A 21277-nucleotide genomic window follows, 5' to 3' on the forward strand; every position below is an offset into this window, starting at 1 on the left:
GGCGACGGTGCCGCTCTGGCTCATCACCCACGACAGGTACTGCCGGGGGTCCTCGATGACCGCGGCGGGCGTCTCGCCGGTGTCGTCCGGGGCGCCGTAGTGGTGGTTGCCGGTGGAGACGTACACGCCGGTGTCCGGGATCTCCCGGTGGTCGCGGCCCGCGTCCTCGACGGCCTTCCAGGCGTGCAGCAGGACTTGACGGAACTGCGGGTCCATCAGCTCGACGTGCTGGGGCGAGAGCCGGAAGAACGCGCCGTCGAACTCCTCCTTGCCGTCGAGCCCCGAGCGCAGTGGCACGAAGTCCGGGTCGCGCAGCACGCGTTCGGGCACGCCCGCCGCACGCAGGTCAGCCTCGCTCCAGCGTCCGGCGGAGGCGTGGCCGCGCTTGAGGTTCTCCCAGAACTCCCAGTGGTCGCGGGCGTCGGGGAAGTGGCAGGAGATGCCGACGACGGCGACGGCGTCCTCGGGCAGGGACACGCGCTCCGGCGCCCCGGCACCGTCCGCACGGTCCGTGCCGACCGCGGGTTCCGTGCCGCCCTCGTGGGCCGGCGTCTGCTCCCGCACGTACGCGGCGGCATCGGCAGCGGTGGCGTACTTGAACAGATCGGCGGCCGCGAACGGCACCCCGAGCCGGCGGCTGATGAGGTCCGCGAGCACCACGGCCGACAGCGAGTTGCCGCCGGCTTCGAAGAAGGAGACGGACGGGGTGAGGTCCCGGACCTCCAGGACCTCCTGCCAGCAGGCGAGGACGTCGCGCTCGACGTCACGGGACGGCCGTGCGGTCCGCTCGGCGCGCGCGGGCGGGGCCGGCACCTCGCGCCGCATCAGGGCGGTGCGGTCGACCTTGCCGCTGCCCGTCAGCGGGACGGCGTCGAGCGGCACGTAGAAGTCCGGAACCATGTAAGCGGGCAGCAGCGCGCGCAGGTGCTCCTTGAAGGCGCCGGCGTGAGCACCCGCGCCGCGCGGCACGTAGTAGGCGACGAGTTGCTTGGCGCCGTCCTCGCCGCGTGCGACGACGACGCATTCGGCGACGTCCCGGTGCCGGCCCAAGTGGTACTCGACGTCGCCCAGTTCGATGCGGTAGCCGCGGATCTTCACCTGGAAGTCCTTCCGACCCAGGTAGTCGATCTCGCCATCCTCGGTCCAGCGGGCCAGGTCCCCGGTGCGGTAGAGCTTGCCGCCGGGCACCAGGTCGTGGTCGACGAACTTCTCCGCCGTGAGGTCGGGCCGGTTGACGTAGCCCTTCGCGAGGCCTCTCCCCGCGATGCACAGCTCACCGGTCTCCCCCTGGGGCACCGGCCGCAGGTGCTCGTCGAGGATGTGGACCTGGGTGCGGGCGACCGGCCTGCCGATGGTGGTCGGCCGGTCGTGGCGGACGAGACCGCCGGTGGAGTACACGGTCGTCTCCGTCGGCCCGTACAGGTTCCAGGCCTCGGTGCCGGTGTCGCGGAAGAACTCCTTGAGCGTGCGGGGCAGCGCCTCACCGCCGCAGAAGACCCGTACGCCCTCGGGGTTGCGCCAGCCCGAGTGGAACAGCATGCTCCACGTCGCCGGGGTCGCCTGCATCACTGTGGGCCGCACCCGGGCGAGCCGCTCCTTGAGCCGCTCCACGTCCTTGATCGTCGGACTGTCGCAGACGTGCACGCGGGCCCCGCACACCAGCGGCAGGAGCAGCTCGACCTGTGCCATGTCGAAACTGACGGTGGTGACGGCGAAGAGGGTGTCCGTCGCGTCCATGCCGGGCTCGCGGCGCAGCGAGCCGAGCAGGTTGGTGAAGCCCCGGTGCGGGATCATCACGCCCTTGGGGCGGCCGGTGCTGCCCGACGTGTAGATGACGTACGCCAGGTCGTCGGCGGTCACGGGAACGGCGACCGGTCCTGTGCCGAGGGCGGCCGCGAGGGTTTCCCGCTCCTCGTCGAGCACGAGGAGCGCGGGCGCGGCAGTGCCGTTGCCGTCCGCCAGACCGCGGGCGCGGGCCTCGTGCCGGGCCTGGGTGACGATCATCGGGGTACCGCTGTCCGTCACGATGTCCGTGAGCCGGGCGGCGGGCAGCTCCGGGTCGAGGGGGACGTAGGCCGCGCCCGCCTTGAGGATGCCGAGCAGGGTCACGACCAGGCCGGGCGAGCGGTCGAGCAGTACGGCCACCAGGTCACCGCGCCGTATGCCCCGCGCCACCAGGCAGGAGGCCAGCGCGTCACTGCGGGCGCCGAGCGCCTCGTACGTCAGGATCTCCTCCTGACCGGCCACGGCGACCGCGTCCGGGGTGCGGCGCACCGTCTCCTCGACGAGGTCCTGCACGCACCGCTCGCCGCCCCGCCTCCGCAGTGCGGCCACGGTCGTGCGCGGTTCCTCGCACACCGCCGCCAGGACGTCCAGGAAGCGGGCCGCCAGCTCCTCCACGAAGACGTGGCCGTACAGCTCCGGCTGGTACTTCCAGTACAGCGCGTGACCCCCGCCGCTGCGCCACACCTCCACGGAGAGTTCGTACTCACCTTCCTGGTGCAGCTCCTCGACGAGCCGGTACGGCCGGTCGGCGTCGGCGATGCCGTCGAGGACGTCCTGGAAGACGAACGCCGTCTGGAACACCGGGGAACGTCCGGCCGGGGTGTCGTGCGCAAGCTCCCGCACGAGCGCCGGGAAGGGGTAGCCGTGCAGCAGGTCGTCGGCGACGTCCCGCTGCGCGCGGGTGACGAGCCGCTCGAAGGGCTCCTCGGGCGGGAGCGCGACACGGACCGGCACCATGTTGATCATCAGGCCCACGGTCCGGGCGAGGACGTCGCCGTCGCGCTCGTTCACCGGCATGCCGACGACGAGTTCACCGGCGTCGGAGTACGTCGCCAGGGTCGCCGCGTAGGCGGTGAGCATGGCCGTGGACACGAAGGTGCGCCGCGTGGCGGCGAACTCGGCGACGCGTGCGGCCAGTTCGGCGGGTATCTCGGTCACGAGGGTCTTCCCCGCGAAGCGGTCGGCGAGGGCCGTGCGGGGCCGGTCCGCGGGCAGGTCGAGGACGGGAAGGGGCGCGGCGAGCCGGTTCCGCCAGTACGGCAGGCACTCGGCGCCGCGCCCGGCCAGGGTGCGGCGCTCCTCGCGGACGAAGTCGTGGAAACCCGCGGCGGCGGGGAGGTCGCGGCCCTCGGGCGGGGAGCCGTTCACCCGCGCCTCGTACTCCTCGAACAGCGCGCTCATCACGAGGTTCGCCGACGTGCCGTCGAAGACGATGTGATGGACGACGATCAGGACGAGCGACTCACCCGCCGGGCGGTCGAAGACGCGGACGCGGAAGAGGGCGTCACCTTCCTGTCCCGCCGCCCCGCCGAGGGAGAAGGCCCGCTTGCTCGCGTGCTCGACGGCGGCCAGCGCCTCGCCCTCGTCGAGCGTGCCCGTCAGGTCGACCCGCGCGAAGTCGAGCGCGCGGGCGGGGTCGACGGACTGCGTCGGCTCGCCCGCGTCCTGGCGGATCACCGTGCTCAGCGCGGGGTGGCGCACGAGCAGCGCCCCGCAGGCGTCCCGGAACGCAGCCGCGTCCAGGCCGCTGACGCGGAAGCACAGCGGCACGTTGTACGCGGCCATGTCCGGGTACGCCCGCTGAAGCGCCCACAGTCCGCGCTGGCCCTCGGAGAGCGGGTAGGACCCCGGCACGTCCTGGGGCTGCCGCTCCCCCGTCCGGTCGCGCAGGTCGCGCAGGAGGCCGCCGACCTCACGGGCGTCGACCTTGCCCGCCTTGTAGTCCGCGATGAGGGCGCTGAGCTCGTGCTTCACTTCTGGTGACTCTCTTCGTCGAGGAGCGCGATGGCGTCGTCGAGGTGCAGGGCGCCGGCGCGCAGACCTTCGAGAAGGTCCAGGACGTCGGGCACGGCGGGCCGTTCTTCCGGCCGGGTGGCCGGGCGGTCCGGCTCCGCAGTCTGCGGGCGCGTGGCGACCAGGCGTGCCGGGCCGGCGGGCCACCCGGCCACCAGGTACCCGGCGAGCTCGGCGACGGTGCCGTACTCGAACAGGGCGCTGGGCACGAAGCCCGGCGCGACCGTCGCCGCCAAGTCCTTGCTGAGGCCGACGGCGCCGAGCGACGTCAGGCCGAGCTCGATCAGCCCCGCGTGCGGGCCGACGTCCCGCACGGGCCGTCCCACGCGGGCCGCGACGAGCTGACGCAGATAGCCGCGGACCTTCTCCTCTGCAGGAGGACCGGTCCGGTGGGCGGACGCCGGCGGCTTCGCGCCGTCCGGCACGAAGTGCCAGTGGGCGGTGCCGGTCACGAGGGACGGTTCCTCCGTGGCCGGCGCGTCGGCGGCCCGTACGGAGGCGGTGGGTGCGGAGGCGGTGGGTGCGGGCGCCGTGGCCGGCGCGGTCGTTGCGGGTACCGCCGTCGTGACCCAGTGGCGCCGCCTGGCGAACGGGTACGTGGGCAGGTGCACGCGCCGCGGGACCGCCGTGCCGTGCGGGGCGGGCCAGGCGACCGCGTAGCCGTCGAGCCACAGCTCCACGACCTTGGCCCACTTGCCCTGTGCCGCCCACCGGTCGACGAGTTCCGCGCGTACGTCGTCCTCGTCGAGGAGCCGGGCCTCCCCGGACGTGTCCGCCGCGCGGCCGCGCCACACCTGGACCCCGGCGCCGTCGGCGTCGGTGCCTCGGGCCACGGCCTTCAGGCCCTCACGGACCTCGTCCAGGTCGTGCGCGAGGATCACCGCCCGCTCGGCCAGGGCCACGCGCCCGGTCTGCAGGGTGCGGGCCAGGGCTGCGGGGGCGAGCGTGGCGCCCTCCTCGGTGTCCAGGAAGTACAGAAGCTTCTCCGCGTAGGCGCGCAGCCGGTCTCCGTCGGTCGCCGACAGGGGTACGAGCACGGGACCCGCCGCGTCACCGCGCAGGGCGTGGCCGAGCACCGGCGGCGCCTCCTCGACGACGACGTGGGCGTTGGTGCCCGTGGCGCCGAACGCGCTCACTCCGGCGCGGCGCGGCGTGCCGGGGCCGCCCGTGTCCACCGTCCACTCCGCGAGCTCCGTCTGGAGCCGGAACGGCGAGTCGGCCAGGTCGAGGTACGGGTTGGTCCCGGTGCCACCGACCAGCGGCGTCAGGGTCCGGTGGTGGAGCTGGAGGACGGCCTTGGTGAGTCCGCTGATCCCGGCGGCGGCCTCGGCGTGGCCGATGGCCGACTTGACCGAGCCCAGGGCGCAGAAGCCCTTGGCGTCGGTGTGCTTCTCGAACGCCCGGCGCAGCCCCTGTACTTCGATGAGGTCGCCGATCTCGGTGCCCGTGCCGTGGGCTTCGAGGTAACCGATCGTCCCGGGGTCGACCCCGGCGCGCTCCAGGCAGGTCTCGATGAGCTCCGTCTGCGCGGCGACGGACGGCACCCGGATCCCGGGGGTGCGCCCGGAGTGGTTGACCGCGGTGCCCTTGATGACGGCGTACACGGCGTCGCCGTCGGCCAGCGCGCGGTCGAGTGGTTTCAGGAGCACCGCGCCGACGCCCTCCGCCGCCACGTAGCCGTCACCGCCGGCGCCGAAGGAGCGGGCGGGCGTCTCGCCCGCCAGCAGGCCGAGGCTGCCGTACGTGCGGTACTTGGCGGGATGCAGCGAGAGGTTGACCCCCCCTGCGAGGGCCGCGTCGCACTCGCCGCGCCGCAGGCTCTCCACCGCCAGGTGCACGGCGCTCAGCGACGAGGCGCACACGGCGTCGACCGCGAGGGACGGGCCGTGGAAGTCGCAGAAGTGCGAGACACGGTTGGCGATGGCCGCGGCGTTCAGCGCCAGGGGCGTGGCCGGCCCTTCCGGGCCGCCGGCCGCCGCGTCGTGCTGCACCAGGACGTAGTCCTTGTGCATGACGCCGGCGAAGACGCCGACGGCCCCGCGCCGGCCGCCGTCCTCGGTCCTCGAGAGGCCCGCAGGCGTGTATCCGGCGTCCTCGACGGCCTCCCAGCACACTTCGAGGAACAGCCGCTCCTGCGGGTCGAGCTGCGCCGCCTCCGCGTCGGATATCCGGAAGAACTCCGCGTCGAAGCAGTCGGGGTCGTCGAGGAAGCCGCCCAGGCGGGACACCGGCCGCCCCGAGGGGGTCGTCCCGCCGCCGAAGGCGTCGGGCGCCCAGCGGCCTTCGGGGACCTCGCCGACGCAGTCACGCCCGGTCTTGAGGTTCTCCCAGAACTCGGCGATGCCACGTGCCTTCGGGTACCGGCCGCCTATGCCGACGACCGCGATGTCCTGCCCGGCGGCCGGGGTGGCCGGGAACGGGGCGGGGCGCGGCGCATCCGCGCGCTCGGGTACGCCGCGGACCTCGGCGGGGACGACGGGAACCTCCGCCGGCTCGGCCGCTCCACTTGCCCCGGCCGCCCCACCTGTCTCGACCGGCTCGTGGTGGTGCGCCAAGTGCCTGGCCAGTGCCGTCACCGTAGCGTGCTCGAACAGCAGCGTCGGCGCGAGCTCGGTTCCGAGGCGCTCCCCCAGCTCCGCCGCTGTCCGCAGCAACGTCGCGGAGTCCAGGCCCAGCTCGTAGTAGCTCGCGCCCGTGTCGATCCGGTCCGCGGGTACGCCGAGCCGGCCGGCGACGACCGACCGTACGAGCGTCCGCATCGCGTCGGCCGCTGCCGGTGCGGCCGCGGAGGTGTTCCTGTCCACCGGCGCGGGCACGGCTCCGGGCGCGGGCTCCGGCGTCGCGCTCCGCGCGGGATCGATGTGCCCGGCGTCACGCACCGCCTTCGTGGTGAGCCCGGTCAGCTCGCCCAGCTTGCGGCCGTGGTCGTCGTAGAACTCCATCCCGAAGGTGAGCAGTTCGCCCCCGCGCCTGATTCCGCCGCGCCGCACGCGCGTGTGGCAGGCGCGGCCCAGGGGCGCCGCGGCCCTGAACGAGGCGTAGTGCAGGGGCAGGAAGAGCCGCTGCTCGCCGCCCAGGGCGACGGCGCTGGCCGCCACCGCGCTGCCGTCGATGAGCGCCGGGTGGAACGAACGTACCCTCGTTCCGTCCTGGACGACGGACTCGTCGACCGCCACGCTCACCCAGATGTCGTCGGGCATGGTGCGCACCGAGCCGACGGCCTTCATCACGCCCGAGTGGACGAGTTCCTGCGAGCGGAAGCTCCGGTAGATCTCTGTGAGGTCGCGCGCGCCCTCACCGGAGGCGCGCAGCGCGGCAAGGACACCGGCGGGAACCGTCTCGTCGAAGGCGGTGGTGCTGTCCGTCAGGCGCAGGTCGGCCGTCACGTACGGCGCCGGAGCCTCGCTCTGCGCCGCGTCGGTGACGGTGATCCGCCAGGTGTCCGCGGTCGTGGCACGGGCCTCGACGCGGAGTTCCACGGCGGCACCCTCGTCCACGGCCAGCGGCCGGTAGATCGACAGGTCGCGCAGCGCGAGCCGGGCGGGGGACGCGTCCGGTGCCAGGTCGGCGCAGCAACCGTACAGGAGGTCGATCCAGGCGAGGCCGGGCAGCAGCCGCCGTCCGTAGACGCGGTGTCCGTCCACGACGGCGTCGCGGGCGTCGACGTGCCGCGTCCACACCCGTGCCTCCGTCGCGGTCTCGGGCGTGCCGCTGCCGACAGGTGCGCCGGTACGGACGTCGCGGCGGTCGAGCTCCGGGAGCGCCACGGGTTCCCGGAGCTTTCGGCCGGGGCGCGGTGTCCCGGGCCGGCCCAGGATGACGTGCCCGTTCGTGCCACCGTCGGCGAAGCTGCTCACCGCCGCGTACGCCAGGTCCACGGGCTCGGTGTGCCGGGGCAGGCGGAGCACGGCGGGGTCGATCGTGAAGTGCTCCATGGGCTGTTCGCCCGAAAGGAACGGCACCGTCCGCTGGTGGTGCACCATCAGCGCCACCTTGATGAACGCGGCGATGCCCTCGGCGCAGAGCGGGTGCCCGATGTTGGGCTTCATCGACCCGATGTGCAGCGGCACGGTCCGGTCCGTTCCGTACACCTCCTGGACGGCCTTCAGCTCCAGGAGGTCCGTGAGCTCGGACCCCGAGCCGTTGACGTCCAGGTGGCCCACCTGCTGCGGGACGCATCCGGCCGCGCGCAGCGCCTCCCGCATCACCTGCTTCTGGGCGGTGTGGCTGGGCGTGGCGGGCCCTGCCGTGCGGCCGTCGTTGTTGACGGCGAGGCCCTCGACGACGGCGTACACGGTGTCACCGTCGCGCTCGGCGGCGGCCAGCGGCTTGAGCAGGACCACGCCCGCGCCCTCGCCGAGGACGACGCCGCCCGCGCGGCGGTCGAAGATGTGGAACTCCCCGTCCTCGCGCAGCAGTCCGCGACGCCGGAACAGCTCGTGCGCCTCGGGGCCGGCGAGCAGGCTGACGCCCGCGACCAGGGCCAGGTCGACGGAGCCGGCGGCCAGCGCGTCGGCGGCGACCTTCATCGCCGTCAGCGCGGACGAGCAGGCGGTGTCCATGACCATGGCGGGACCGTGCCAGTCGAAGAACTGCGAGACGTTGGCCGCCAGGTAGTTCTGCCCCACCGTCATGATGGGGTTGCGGGCGCCGTCGGCCGACGTGCCGTCGGGTCGCCACCCGCTGCGGGCGCCCACGTACACGCCGGTGCGCGAGCCCTCCAGATCGGCCGCCCGGTAGCCGGCGTGATGCACGGCCTTGAGGCTCTCCTCCAGCAGGACGAGTGCCTGCGGGTCCATGGCGCGGACGTCCTCCGCGTGCAGCATGAAGTGACCGGCGTCGAAGCCGTACGCGTCGTCGACGAGCCCGGCGCGGAAGCCGGTCGGCCGTCCCCAGCGCTCCGTGGGCACCTCGCGCACGGCACGGCGGCCCTGGGACAGCAGCTCCCAGTACGCGTCGAGGCCGGGCGCACCGGGCAGCCGGCAGGCCATCCCGACCACGGCGACCCTGCGGCCGCCTCCACGCCCCGCCTCCCCGTCCGCGGCGCGCGGCTCGGTACGGACGGGCGGCGCGGGGACGGCGACGGACGGGACCGGGCCGGGGACGGCGACGGACGGGACCGGGCCGGGCCGCGCCGGAGCTCCGCCCGGCTCGCGGTCCTGCCCTGGCTCGTCACCGAACTGTGCGGCGATCTCGGCGGGATGGGTGTCGAGGAGCCAGGCCACGAGTTCGCTCAGGGTCGGGTACTCCAGGAGGACCGACGGGCCGAGCGGCACGTCGAGGCGCCGGCGGATCCGCTGGAGGACCTGCGCGAGCAGGATGGAGTCGGCGCCGTAGTCGGCGTAGGAGGTCTCCTCGTCCAACTGGCCCGACTTGAGTCCGAGTTCACCGCTGAAGGTGTCACTGAGGAAAGCGGTGAGCCGGGCACGCGGGGAATCGGCCCCGGAGGCGTCCCGCCGGACCTCGACGGTACGGCCCTGGGGCGCCGAGGCGGCCGGGGCCGCCGGGCGTGCGTCCAGGAGGGCGGCCGCGTCGAAGCGGTCGGCGTCGACCCGGACCGGCATGACCACGGGACCGCGCGGCACGGCGAGGATCTCGTCGAGGAGGGCGAGGCCCTCGGCGTTGCTGATGCTGAGCAGGCCCGTGTCGGTGTACGCCTTGTTCGTTACCTCGCCGAAGCCGGTTTCGCGCCAGCTCGGCCACTGGACGCTGGTGACGGGCAGTTCGTGGGCGCGCGCCTGGGCGAAGTAGTCCATGAAGGAGTTACCCATGGCGTAGTCGCTCTGTCCGGCGCCCAGGGCCGGCAGGGCCGCGGAGACCGACGAGAAGAGCACGGCGAAGCGCAGGGCGCTCGGGTCGAGCGCCCTGAGCAGGTGCACGGTGCCGTCGATCTTGGGTGAGACGACCCGGGCGATGCCGGCCACGGGCTTGCGGACGAATGCCGGGTTGTCCGCGTCGACGAGACCCGCGGCGTGCAGCACGCCTGCGACCGGCCCGAGCGTCGACTCGACCTGCGCGACGGCCGCGGCCACGGCGGCCGCGTCGTCCAGCGGCAGCGCGAGTACCCGCACCTCGACGCCCTGTGCCTCCAGGGCGGCGACGGCATCGGTCTTCGCCCGCACGGCGGGCGGGCAGACGTCCGGGTCCGTCCACAGGTGGCGGGGCGGCAGGGCCTCGCGGCCCGTCAGGACGAGCCGTCGTACACCGTGCCGGGCGACGAAGTGCCGGGCGCACAGCAGCCCGATGCCCCGAGTGCCGCCGGTGACCAGCAGGACCTCGTCGGCGGCGAAGGCAGGCGGGGTGCGCGGGGGCCCGGTGGGCGCCGGGGACTCGGCGAGGACGGGGGCGAGCCGGATGCCGTCGCGGTGGCAGACCTCCGGCGCGCGCCCGTCGTCGAGGAGCTCCCGGTGGACGACGGCCGCGAGCGCGGCCGCGTCCCGCACGCCGGGGTCCAGGTCCACGTGGCGGGACGCGAGGCCCCGGTACTCGCTCTGGAGCAGCCGGTAGAGCGCTGCCCGCGCAGCCCCCGCCAGGGGCACACGGCGGGACGCACCGGGCCGGGCGGTCCGGGAGGCCCCGGGCGCCGGGGTCTCGGGGGTCTCCAGGCCCTGGGTCACGAACAGCAGCCGGATGTCCCGCGACGCCTTCGCGTCGAGCACGCCCCGCAGCAGCGCGAGCGCGCGGCCGGAGGCGCTGTCCTCCGCGATCCGGTCGATGTCCCCGGCCGGGGCGGTGTCGTCACCGATCCCGGTCAGGTCGATGAGGGCGGAGCACGCGGCGGCACGCCGGCCGACGAACCCGTCCGCGCCGGGGTCCGCCGCGTCCAACAGCGTGGCGTCACCGACGAGTCCGGCGATCCGCTCGGCGAGGTGCCGCGTGCCGTGGTCGTGCAGGACGAGGACGCCGGACGACCCGGACCGCTCGGGCGCGGACGGGGCGGGGCGCCACTGCTTGGTGAGGAAGAGCGCCGTACCGGACACGGGGCCAGAAGCATCGGGCACCACGCCGGAGGAGGCGGCGGAAGCCGCGGAAGGGCCGGGTGCGGCAGCCGCGGCCGTCCGCGTGGCCTCCGGTACCCAGTGCCGCTCGCGCGCGAACGGATACGTGGGCGCGCTGATCCTGCGCGGCGCGGCGACCGCGTCGGTATGCAGGTCCTGCCAGCCGGGCGCGGCGCCGCGCACCCACAGTTCCAGGAGCTCGGTCAGCTTGCCGCGCCGCGCCAATGAGGCGACGGTCTCGGAGAGTTCCTCGGCGGGGACGATGGCCAGCGCCTTCCGGTCCCGCTTGGCGTTGCCTCGGCGGACGCCGTCGACGGCGGTGTCACCGGCCAGGTGGCGCTCCAGCTTGTCGGCGAGCGCGGTGAAGGAGCCGGCGACGACGCCGAGGCGCTCGTCCATGGCCTCGCGCCCGGTCTGGAGGGTGTACGCGAGGTCCGCGGGGGTGACGTCGGCGGTCTTCGCCGTGTCCCGCGCGAAGTCCAGCAGCCGCTCGGCGTAGGCGCGCAGCCGTTCGTCGTCCTTCGCCGAGAGCGGGAACAGCTGCGGGCCGTGTCCGGCCGGGGCCGGGCGGCGGTCGGTGTGCTCGGCCACGATCAGGTGCGCGTTCGCACCCCCGGCGCCGAACGAGGAGACTCCGGCGATCCGTGGCTGCGGACGCCCGTCGACGACGGGGCGCTCCCAGTCGCGCAGCTCCTGGTTGACGACGAACGGTGTACGGGAGAAGTCGATGTGCGGGTTGAGCGTCGCGGAGTGCAGCGACGGGGTGATCTGGCCGTGCTGGAGCTGGAGCAGGACCTTGGTGAGCCCTGCGATGCCGGCGGCGCTCTCGCAGTGGCCGATGTTGGACTTCGCCGAGCCGAGGTAGCACTGGGCCGTGGCTGTCGCGCCGTCCGGCGACGCGGCGGTGAAGGCCTGGCTGAGACCGGTGATCTCGATGGGGTCGCCGAGCTTCGTGCCGGTGCCGTGCGCCTCGACGTAGCTGATCGTCCTCGGGTCGACCCCGGACTCGTTCAACGCGTCCTGGATCGCGGCCTGCTGGGCGCGCGGGTTGGGCACGGTGTAGCCGTTGGTGCGTCCTCCGTGGGACACGCCGCTGCCCTTGATGACGCCGTAGACGTGGTCGCCGTCGCGCTCGGCGTCGCGCAGGGGTTTGAGCAGGACGACGCCGACGCCCTCGCCGGGTATGTAACCGTCGCCGCCGACACCGAAGCTCTCGCAGTGGCCCTGGCTGGAGATGAACTGGCCGGTGCTCAGGCCCAGGTACTTGTTCGGGTGCACGGTCACGTTGACGCCGCCCGCGAAGGCCAGACCGGTGCGGCCGCCGCGCAGGTCGCGGCAGGCCAGCTCCACGGCGGTGAGCGAGCTGGAGCACATGGTGTCCACGGTCATGCTGGGGCCGTGCAGGTTCAGCACGAAGGAGACGCGGTTCGCGACGCTCGCGTAGCTGCTGCCGAGGGCATGAGGGTTGCCGCGGCCCGCGCCCTCGTCGGGGAACAGCAGTTGATACTGCCCCCACATCACTCCCGCGTACACGCCGACCCGTCCTGCGGGGCCCTCGCCGGTGGCGCCCCCGAGCTGTTCCCGGGTGTACCCGGCGTCCTCCATCGCCGTCCAGGCGTGCTCCAGGAACAGCCGCTCCTGCGGGTCCAGGTAGTCCGCCTCGTGGGGCGCGATGTTGAAGAACAGCGGGTCGAAGCGGTCCACCTCACCGATGAAGCCGCCCCACTTGCTGTAGTGGCGGCCGGGCACGGTGCGGTCCCGTTCGTAGTACTCCCGCCAGTCCCAGCGGTCCTCGGGTATCTCGACGACGCAGTCGCGTCCGGCGCGCAGGTTGTCCCAGAACTCGCGTACGTCCCGCGCTTCGGGATAGCGGCCGGACAGGCCGATGACCGCGATGTCCAGGGCGGAGTCCTCCGCCACGGGGACGTCGTGGCGCTGCGGCCCTGGGGTCTTCCGGGCGGCCGTCGCGCGCGCTGCCCCGGGCGTCGCGTGCTCCACGGCCGCGGGCCGCACCCGCGCCTGTCCGGGGCCGTCCGCGAACATCTCCTCCAGGACGGCCCGATGGCCGCCGAGGAAGTAACCGCCGAGGTCGGCGAGCGAGTGGTACTCGAACAGCAGCGTCTTCGGCAGCGAACCGAAGGTCCTCTCCAGGCCCGACGTCAGCTCGGTCGCCAGGATCGAGTCCATGCCGTACGAGCCCAGGGGCTCGGCGTCGTCGATCTCACCCGGCGGCAACTGGGTGAGACGGCACAGCTCCGCCTTGAGGAACTCCAGCGTGCGGGCGCGCAGGGCGCGGTCGTCGGGCTCGCCCGCGCTCGTGCCCCGCGGGGGTGCGGGCCGGGCGGTCTCCGGGGCGGGCGCCGCGTCCTGGAGCGCCCGTACGCCCGCCGCGCGGTCTCCGGCCCAGACGACGACGTGGGGCTCGGCGCTGTCCAGGGCGCGGTGGAACGCCTCGATCCCGGCGTCCGTGGCCAGGGGCAGGAAGCCGCCGCGCAGCCGCAGGGCCCTGCGCGTGTCCTCGTCCGCGCCCATGCCGCCGCTGTGCCACAGCGGCCAGGCGACCGACAGGGTCCGTCCGCTGCGCTCGCCCGCGGTGACACGGGTGCCTCGGTGGTGTGCGAACGCGTCGAGGAAGGCGTTGGCCACGGCGTAGTCGCCCTGGCCCGCGTTGCCGGTCACGCCCATGACGGACGAGAACAGTGCGAAGAAGTCCAGGTCGAGGGCTTTGGTGGCCTCGTCGACGGCATGACAGCCGGCCAGCTTGGGAGCGAGGACGCGGCGGAATTCCGCGACGGACTTGCTCCGGAGGAAGGCATCGTGCAGGACCCCGGCAGCGTGCAGCACGCCGTGCAGAGCCTTGTGACGTCGCGTCAGCTCGCGGACGAGGCGCTCGGTGGCGCGTTCGTCCGTGACGTCGAGGACGTGGTACTCGGGGCGCGCGCCCTCGGCACGCAGTACCGCGAGTTCCGCCTCGATCGCCGGGCCGAGCGGGGACCTGCCGGTCAGGCACAGCACGGCTCCGGGAGCACGGCGGGCGATGTCCCTGGCGAAGATCCGGCCGAGGCCGCCCGCGCCGCCGGTGATGAGGTACACGCCGCCCGCCCGCCACGGCACGGGCGCGGCCTCGGACAGGGCCGTCTCGCCCAGCGGTTCCCAGCCGAGGACCTTGCGGGCGCCGTCGCCGTGGCTGACCCGCTGGTCGCCCGGGCGGCGGCTCTCCGCCTCCAGGATCTCGGCGAGGTACGCCGCCGGCACGTCGGCGGGCACCGCGACGACCTGGCCGACGAGGGCGGGGTGCTCCAGGTGAGCCGTGCGCAGCAGCCCGGACAGCGCCTGGTGGAGTGCCTGCTCGCCCTCCGCGTGGGTCAGGACCTGCAGGAGGACGGATCCCGTCGGCCTGCCGACGAGCAGCCCCCGTATCGCGCGGAGCATCTCGACGGCGTGCTCGGCGACGGCGTCCGGCACCGGGGCGGCGGTCGCCGTCCGGGCGGCGGCCTGCTCGGGCGGCTCCAGAAACGTCACTTCCGGTGCCAGGCCGCGCAGTTCGTCGAGCCGGTCGTCGAAGCCGCAGGCGAGCACGAGCCGCGCCGTGTGCGTGGGGGCCGTGGCGGCCGCCGGGGCGCCGGTCTCGCGCCACACCGGGCGGAAGAGCGTCACGTCGTGGGTGGCCGCTTCCGTGGTGGCCTCCGTGGTCTTGCGCATGGAGTAGCCGCGCAGCCGCGCGAAGATCCTTCCTCGGGCGTCGCAGAGGTCGAGGTCCCACCGCCGCACCTGACGCGAGGCGGTCGGAACGGCACGGATCCAGGCGTACGCGGAACGCGGCGTCGCCCCGTGGACGTCGACGCGGTCGAGGGCGAAGGGCAGCGCGAGACCGCCCGGTTCCGCCGCCCGGACGTCCGGCGCGAAGGCCGCCTGGAGCGCGCCGTCGAGCACGCTGGGGTGCAGGACGTAGTCGTCGAGGGTGGCCGCGACCTCGCCGGGCAGGGCGAGCGTGGCGAGGAGCTCGCCGTCTCCCAGGCGGATCTCACGCACCGCCCGGTGCGCGGGGCCGTAGTCGAGTCCTGTGGTCCGCAGCGTGGCGTAGAAGTCGTCGGCGTCGAGCACCGCCGCGCCCGTGCGGGACCGCAGCGCGTCCAGATCGAGGGGCTCGGGCGGGGCCGTCCGCGTGCGCGAGGCGACTCCACGCGCATGGACGACGCCGGCGGCGCGGATCTCGAAGGCGACCGGGCTGCCCATGGTGACCGGTCCGTCCGCTGAGCCCGGTCCCTCCCCGGCGGCCGGGCTGTTCACGCCCTCCGTGACCACCGTGCGGACCGTGCGCGTCCCGTCCCGTACGACGACGGGCCGCGACCACACCACGTTCTCCAGGCGCAGCACCTCGACTGCGCCGGCCGGGGCCGTGTCCTCGACGTCGTCGGCGGGCAGCGTGCGGCTCACGGCCTCACGTGCCATCTCCAGGGAGGCGACGGCCGGCAGCACCGGCTCGCCCGCCACCCGGTGGTCGCGCAGGAAGAAGTCCTCCGCTGCGAGGGTGGACTCGAAGGAGGCAAGGGCGTCCGCGTCCGCTGTTGCACGCGTCTCGCGCTGGAGCAGGGGGTGCCGGGGCGTGGCCGGCACGGCGGGCCGGCTCCGGTCCGCGCCGCCTCGCGACCGGTCGTCGGCGGGCTCGTCGGCGATCCAGTGGTGGTCGCGGTCGAAGGCGTGCGTGGGCAGCGGCACGCGGCGCGGCCGGGCGCCGCCCTCGTAGCACGCCTCCCAGTCGACGCGGGCACCGCGCACCCACGCGGCCAGCACGTCATCGGCCGCCGCGCCCGGGGCCACGTCCGCGACGTCCCGCTCGGCGCGGCCGCGCAGCACGGCGGACGACGCGCCGTCGCCCGCCACGAAGTCCTCGAGGAGCGCGGTGAGGGAGGCGATGCTCGTCACCGGGAGGCCGAGCCGCTCGGACAGTTCCACGCGGCCCACCTGCGTGGTGTACGCGATGTCCCTCAGGACGGCGGCGGCCGGCCGCTCCTGGCGCAGGTGGTCGAGCAGGCGCTGCGCCTGGCGCAGCAGTTGGGACGTGCTGCGGGCGGACAGGACGACCATGCAGGGCTCATCGGCGCCCCGCCCGTCCTTGTCCGGCGCGGTCCCGGCCTGCGGGAACTCCTCGACGACGACGTGGGCGTTGCTGCCGCCCGAGCCGAAGCTGCTGATCCCGGCGACACGGGCGGCGCGTCCGTCGAGGTCCCAGTCGGAGAGCCGGGTCACGACGGAGAACGGCGAGGCGTCCAGGTCGATGTGCGGGTTGGGGCGCTCGTAGTGCAGTGAGGCGGGCAGCTGCCGGTGCTGGAGGGCGAGGACCGTCTTCAGCAGCCCGGTGATGCCCGCGGCGGCCTCCAGGTGACCCAGGTTCGTCTTCACCGAGCCGAGCGCGCAGGGCACGTCACTTCCGGCGAACGCCTTGGTGAGTCCCTGGACTTCGATGGGGTCGCCGAGGGCGGTGCCTGTGCCGTGCGCCTCCACGTAGCCGATGTCGCGCGCGCTGACGCCCGCGTCGGCGAGGGCGGCCTCGACGAGGCTCGCCTGGAGGGCGGCGCTGGGCACGGTCAGGCCGCCCGCCCGGCCACCGTGGTTGGTGGCGCTGCCCTTGATGACGGCGTGCACCGGGTCACCGTCGGCGAGGGCGGCGGCGAGCGGCTTCAGGAGCAGGACGACGCCGCCCTCGGAGCGCACGTAGCCGTCGGCCGAGGCGTCGAAGGTCTTGCACCGTCCGTCGGGCGACAGCATGCCCGCCCGGTGGTAGGCGATGCTGTCGGCCGGGTGGCACAGCACGTTGACGCCGCCGACCAGGGCGGTGTCGCACTCCCCCGCGCGCAGCGCGCGCAGGGCCGTGTGCACGGCCACGAGGGAACTGGAGCAGGCCGTGTCGAGCTGCACGCTCGGGCCGCGCAGGTCGAAGAAGTACGAGACGCGGTTGGCGATGACGGCCATGGAGGTCGCCAGGCCGCTGTGGGCGCGCACGGGAAGGCCGCGGGTGTCCATGACGCGCTGGTAGTCCGAGCCGCTGGCGCCGACGAAGACGCCTGTCCGGGTGCCCGCGACACCGCTCGGCGCGTATCCGGCGTCCTCCAGACAGGCCCAGGACAGCTCGAGGATCCAGCGCTGCTGCGGGTCCATGTGCCGGGCCTCGTACGGGGTGAGTCGGAACAGGCCCGCCTCGAAGGCCCCGGCGTCGGTGACGAAACCTCCCCGGTCGATGCCGGGGTGGGTGTCGGGCCCGGTGCCGTCGGGCCACTGCCAGCGCCCCTCGGGCAGGGTGCCGATCGCGCTGCCGCCGGAGGTGAGCAGTTCCCACAGTCCGGCGCGGTCCTCGATGCCGCCGGGCAGCCGGCAGGCGGTGCCGATGACCGCCACGTCCCGGGAGTCGTCGGGGCGCGTGGGCCGGACGGTCACGGCCGGCGGCGGGACGTCCGCCGTGTGGCTTGTTTCCTCGGTCCTGAGGTCCTGCAGCCAGGAAACGATCAGAGCGCCGGTGTTGTGCTCGAAGAAGAAGAGCGGGGCGAGTGCAATTCCGTATCGGGTCTCGATCTTTTCCTGAAGATCCAGAAGTCCCGCCGAGTCGAATCCCAGCTCGAAGAGTGGACTTTCCAGAGGGTTCTCGATTCCCTCGTAGTCACCACCGAGTATCGCGTCGAAGAACTCCTGTATTTCCTCGGCGAGTTGCTCGCCGGACGGAATCGAGGCCGCCACTGTCGCCCCTCCCCCGCCCTGGAGAATTCGCACTCGTTCCTGACGGACCGAGAGGTCGTAGACGACGAGTACGCCGTTTCCCTCGTTGACCAGGTCACCGGGTCGATATCCCGGGACGAGCGCGCGGATCTCGGCCCCGTGCAGCTGGTGCATGCGCAGGACGGTGTCCAGGCAGCGGCCCTGGGCGTTCGTCGCGCGGATGTACACGGCCGGCTCCGCTTCCGGGTGCCGGCCGAAGTCCCGGCACCGGGTCACCCCGACCGCGGTCTGCACGGACGGCTCCCCTTCGGCCCACGTCAGCAGGTGTTCCAGCAGCATGTCACCGAAGCGGGAGCTCTGCTTCGAGGGGTCGACGTTCAGCGAGAGGACCTGGGCGACCGGGCCCTCGGGCCGGTGCAGACGGTCGGCGGTGTCGAAGGTCGCGGAGAAGACGTCGTCCGGACTCCCGATGCGCTGGGAGTAGATGACCGCGTGCACCGCGTTGTCGGACTCGACGACGAACTGACCGACGGGATAGGAGAAAAGACGCCGCCGGATGACTTCCTCGGAGACGCGCAGCCGCTCGGGCCAGCACAACTCCTCGAGTTCGAGAAGTCGCGGCATATCGGAGAGGCGGGCATGCCGAATGACGTCAGTGCGCTGCTGAACCATGTGTATGTACGCCCCGTCCCCCGTGCCCGGCGTTTCCCCCCGTCGAGCAGCCGCCCTGCTCACCTACTCACTGACGGCTGTCCCGCAACTCTGCGTCACGAAAGGGTCAAACGTCAAGCGCGACTATCCAGGCCTCGTCCGGCACCGCCTGTTCCACTTGTCCGGGATTCCTGGCGGACCGATGATCCGGTGGGTGCGAGCTGCGGAAATGGACTCACGAGCCGGTCGTCGCGGTGGCTCGAAACATACTTCAGCGCTCCAGGCCCCCTCCGATGTCACGCCGGGGGCGCGGGGAGCTTAGGGTAGCCATCGCCCGCGCACCACTCGCGCGAGCACCACCGGCGGGACCGGGCACACCGGCCGGCCCGTACCACCGGCACGAGCGGAGAAGAGGCACCGTGATGGCAGCGACCGGCAGCGCCTGGATCCGGCGGTTCCATCCGGCGCCGGAGGCGGGCGACCGCGTCGTCTGCTTCCCGCACGCGGGAGGCTCGGCGTCGTACTACTTCCCGTTCTCGGCCGCGCTCTCCCCGGCGGCGGACGTGCTGGCCGTGCAGTACCCCGGCCGGCAGGATCGCCTCCAGGAACCGTGCATCACGGACATGTCGATCCTCGCGGACGAGCTCACCGATGAGCTCGCGCGCTGGGCCGACCGGCCGCTGACGTTCTTCGGACACAGCATGGGCGCCACGGTCGCCTTCGAGGTGGCCCGGCGTCTGGAGGCACGCGGTGTCATCCTGCGCGGCCTCTTCGCGTCCGGGCAGCGGGCACCGTCGCGGCAGCGCGAGGAGCACGTGCACCTGCGCGACGACCAGGCCCTCGTCGAGGAGCTGAAGCGCCTCAGCGGCACCGACTCGGAGCTGCTCGACGACGAGGCGGTCCTGACCATGGTGCTGCCCGCCATGCGCGGCGACTACCGTGCCGTCGAGTCATACCGCCACCGGCCGGGGCCGCCCCTGAACTGCCCGGTCCTCACGCTGGCCGGCGACAGCGACCCCTTGGTCGAGGTCGCCGAGGCCAGGGCCTGGGCGCAGCACACCGTGGCGCCGTTCCGGTTGCGCGTCTTCCCCGGTGGCCACTTCTTCCTCAGCGCTCACACCGAGTCGATCGTGCGGGAGATCACCGACCACCTCGGCGTCACAGCCCCGGGCCGCTGACCTTTTCCGTCTTTCCGCGTACCCGACCGCACCGGACGGAACACAGAGAACAAGGAGCTGGGAGCGCTGGAGCTCGACGAGTACGCGTCCTTCGACGCGGTGGGACTGCGTGAGCTGATCCGGACGCGCCAGGTGACCGCGGCCGAGGTCGAGGACTGCGCGCGGCGCGCTCTGGAGCAGGCCGACGACGAGCTCAACGCACTGACGCAGCCGCCCTTCGACCCGTCCCTCGCCCACGAGCCCGAAGGCCCCTTCGGCGGGGTGCCGTTCGTCATCAAGGACAGCGGGCCCTTCGCGCAGGGCGTGGCGTTCACCATCGGCAGCCGTGCCGTCAAAGGGGCGTACGCGCTTGCCGACCATGACCTGATGGCCCGGTTCCGCGCCGCGGGCCTGGTGGCGCTCGGGCAGAGCACCGCACCGGAGTTCGGCCTGAACTTCGCCACCGAGTCGGTGCGCTACGGCGCGACGCGCAACCCCTGGAACCCCGAGCGCGGTGTGGGCGGGTCCAGCGGCGGGGCGGCCGCCCTGGTCGCGTCGGGCGCGGTGCCGTTGGCGCACGCGAACGACGCGGGCGGGTCCATTCGTGTCCCGGCCTCGTCGTGCGGCCTCGTCGGCCTCAAGCCGGGCCTGGGGCGTACGCCGTGCGGACCGATCAGCGGTGAAGTCGCTTTCGGGCAGTTGGTGGAGTTCGCGGTCACGCGTACCGTGCGGGACACCGCCCACCTCCTGGACGCCGTCTGTGCGCCCGCCGTCGGCGACAAGTACCAGGCGCCGCCGCCCGCACGGCCGTACGCCGAGGCGATCCGCACCGACCCCGGACGGCTGCGGATCGCCCTGACGACCGAGCCGTGGACGGGTGGCACCGTGGACCCCCAGGTCGCCGACGCGACGGTCACCGCGGGCCAGGTCCTGGAGTGGATCGGCCACGCCGTGGCCGGCGACGGACCGGACGTCCACGGCCAGGCCGTCATCGAGGCCGCGATGCTGACGGTCGTCACCACGGGCGGTGCCGTGCTGCGCGGCGCGCCCCGCAGGCCCGACCCCGCGCAGCTGGAGGCGGTGTCGCGGCGCGTGCTCACCGAGACCGAAAGGTTCACCCTGCTCGACGTGATGACCGCGACGCAGGCGCAGAACGAGGTGACGCGGTCGCTCGGCCGCTTCTTCCAGGAGTACGACCTGCTCCTGACGCCCACGCTCGGTCGTCTGCCCGCACCGCACGGGACCCTCGACTACGACCACGACGGGCACTCGGCGCGCTCGTGGCTGCACCGCCTGTTCACGTACGGGCCCTTCACCGCCACGTTCAACGTGTCGGGCAACCCGGCGATCAGCCTGCCGCTCGGCCAGAGCCGTGACGGCCTGCCCATCGGTGTGCAGCTGGCCGCCGCGCACGGCCGTGAGGACCTGCTGCTCCAGGTGGCCGCACAACTGGAGCAGGCCGTCCCCTGGCGGGACCGCGTCCCTCGGGTCTACGTCGGCTGAGCGCGCCGTGGCCTCCCGGACCTTCAGCGACCGTCCCGCCCGCGTCGTGGATCAGCCGCTGAAGGACGCTCGATCATGCTTCGAGCCACACCACGCATCTGTGTCTCCGCCTCGTGTGCTCAGCGGCGCTTCCCCACCCCTGTATGTCTCCTGCAACCGCCGTGGAGGACATACCGGTGTACCGATGCCGGCTCTCCTGCGAGCGGTGACCTGGGTGCGACCGCGCCGAAGCGAACCGGCGCCGGATGGCCGTGATCGGCAGCAGGTGGGTCACCGGCACACCGCCGGCGGTCCGGGCCTCCTCTCGGCACGGTCCTGCCCGGAGTCGGCCCGTGGGCTCGCCGACGAGCTGCCGGAGTGTGAGCCACGGTCCCGGGCCCTGCGGCGTTTCCGGAACGGACGGGATACGCGACGGAATGGCGCCGGCCTCACCGGCATGACCGCCAGGGCACTCCGGAC

The 21277-nt window shown here is 73.6% G+C and carries 4 protein-coding genes (1 of these 4 running past the window's edge); 2 read left to right on the forward strand and 2 right to left on the reverse strand.

Annotated elements, in window-relative coordinates:
• Together ACF1FZ_RS11810 and ACF1FZ_RS11815 are read right to left on the reverse strand one after the other, a co-directional pair.
• Positions 1-3759, reverse strand: partial view of an amino acid adenylation domain-containing protein gene (locus ACF1FZ_RS11810; protein WP_391773208.1) — the 5' portion only. 18291 nt of this gene lie to the left of the window's left edge; only the first 3759 of its 22050 coding nucleotides appear in the window; it begins with the start codon at positions 3757-3759; its stop codon lies beyond the left edge, outside the window.
• Entirely contained in the window at positions 3756-18131 is a 14376-nt protein-coding gene (locus ACF1FZ_RS11815; protein WP_391773209.1) for an SDR family NAD(P)-dependent oxidoreductase, read from the reverse strand. Before ACF1FZ_RS11815 ends, ACF1FZ_RS11810 begins: the two co-directional genes overlap by 4 nt.
• A gap of 449 nt (positions 18132-18580) precedes the next feature.
• On the opposite strand from ACF1FZ_RS11815, the gene ACF1FZ_RS11820 reads away from it, so the two are divergent.
• The gene (locus tag ACF1FZ_RS11820; RefSeq protein ID WP_391773264.1) at positions 18581-19336 is read left to right on the forward strand and encodes a thioesterase II family protein; all 756 of its coding nucleotides are present in this window, start codon (positions 18581-18583) and stop codon (positions 19334-19336) included.
• A gap of 99 nt (positions 19337-19435) precedes the next feature.
• Positions 19436-20818, forward strand: coding sequence for an amidase (locus tag ACF1FZ_RS11825; RefSeq protein WP_391773210.1), 1383 nt, complete (start codon positions 19436-19438; stop codon positions 20816-20818).
• Positions 20819-21277 lie beyond the last annotated feature (459 nt).

The sequence above is a fragment of the Streptomyces sp. NPDC014623 genome (genome assembly GCF_043088245.1).
Classification (GTDB): Bacteria; Actinomycetota; Actinomycetes; order Streptomycetales; family Streptomycetaceae; genus Streptomyces.

Coding starts and splice junctions, on each gene's coding strand:
- ACF1FZ_RS11820 (WP_391773264.1), top strand. CDS start 18,581: ATGGCAGCGACCGGCAGCGCCTGGATCCGGCGGTTCCATCCGGCGCCG.
- ACF1FZ_RS11815 (WP_391773209.1), bottom strand. CDS start 18,131: ATGCCGCGACTTCTCGAACTCGAGGAGTTGTGCTGGCCCGAGCGGCTG.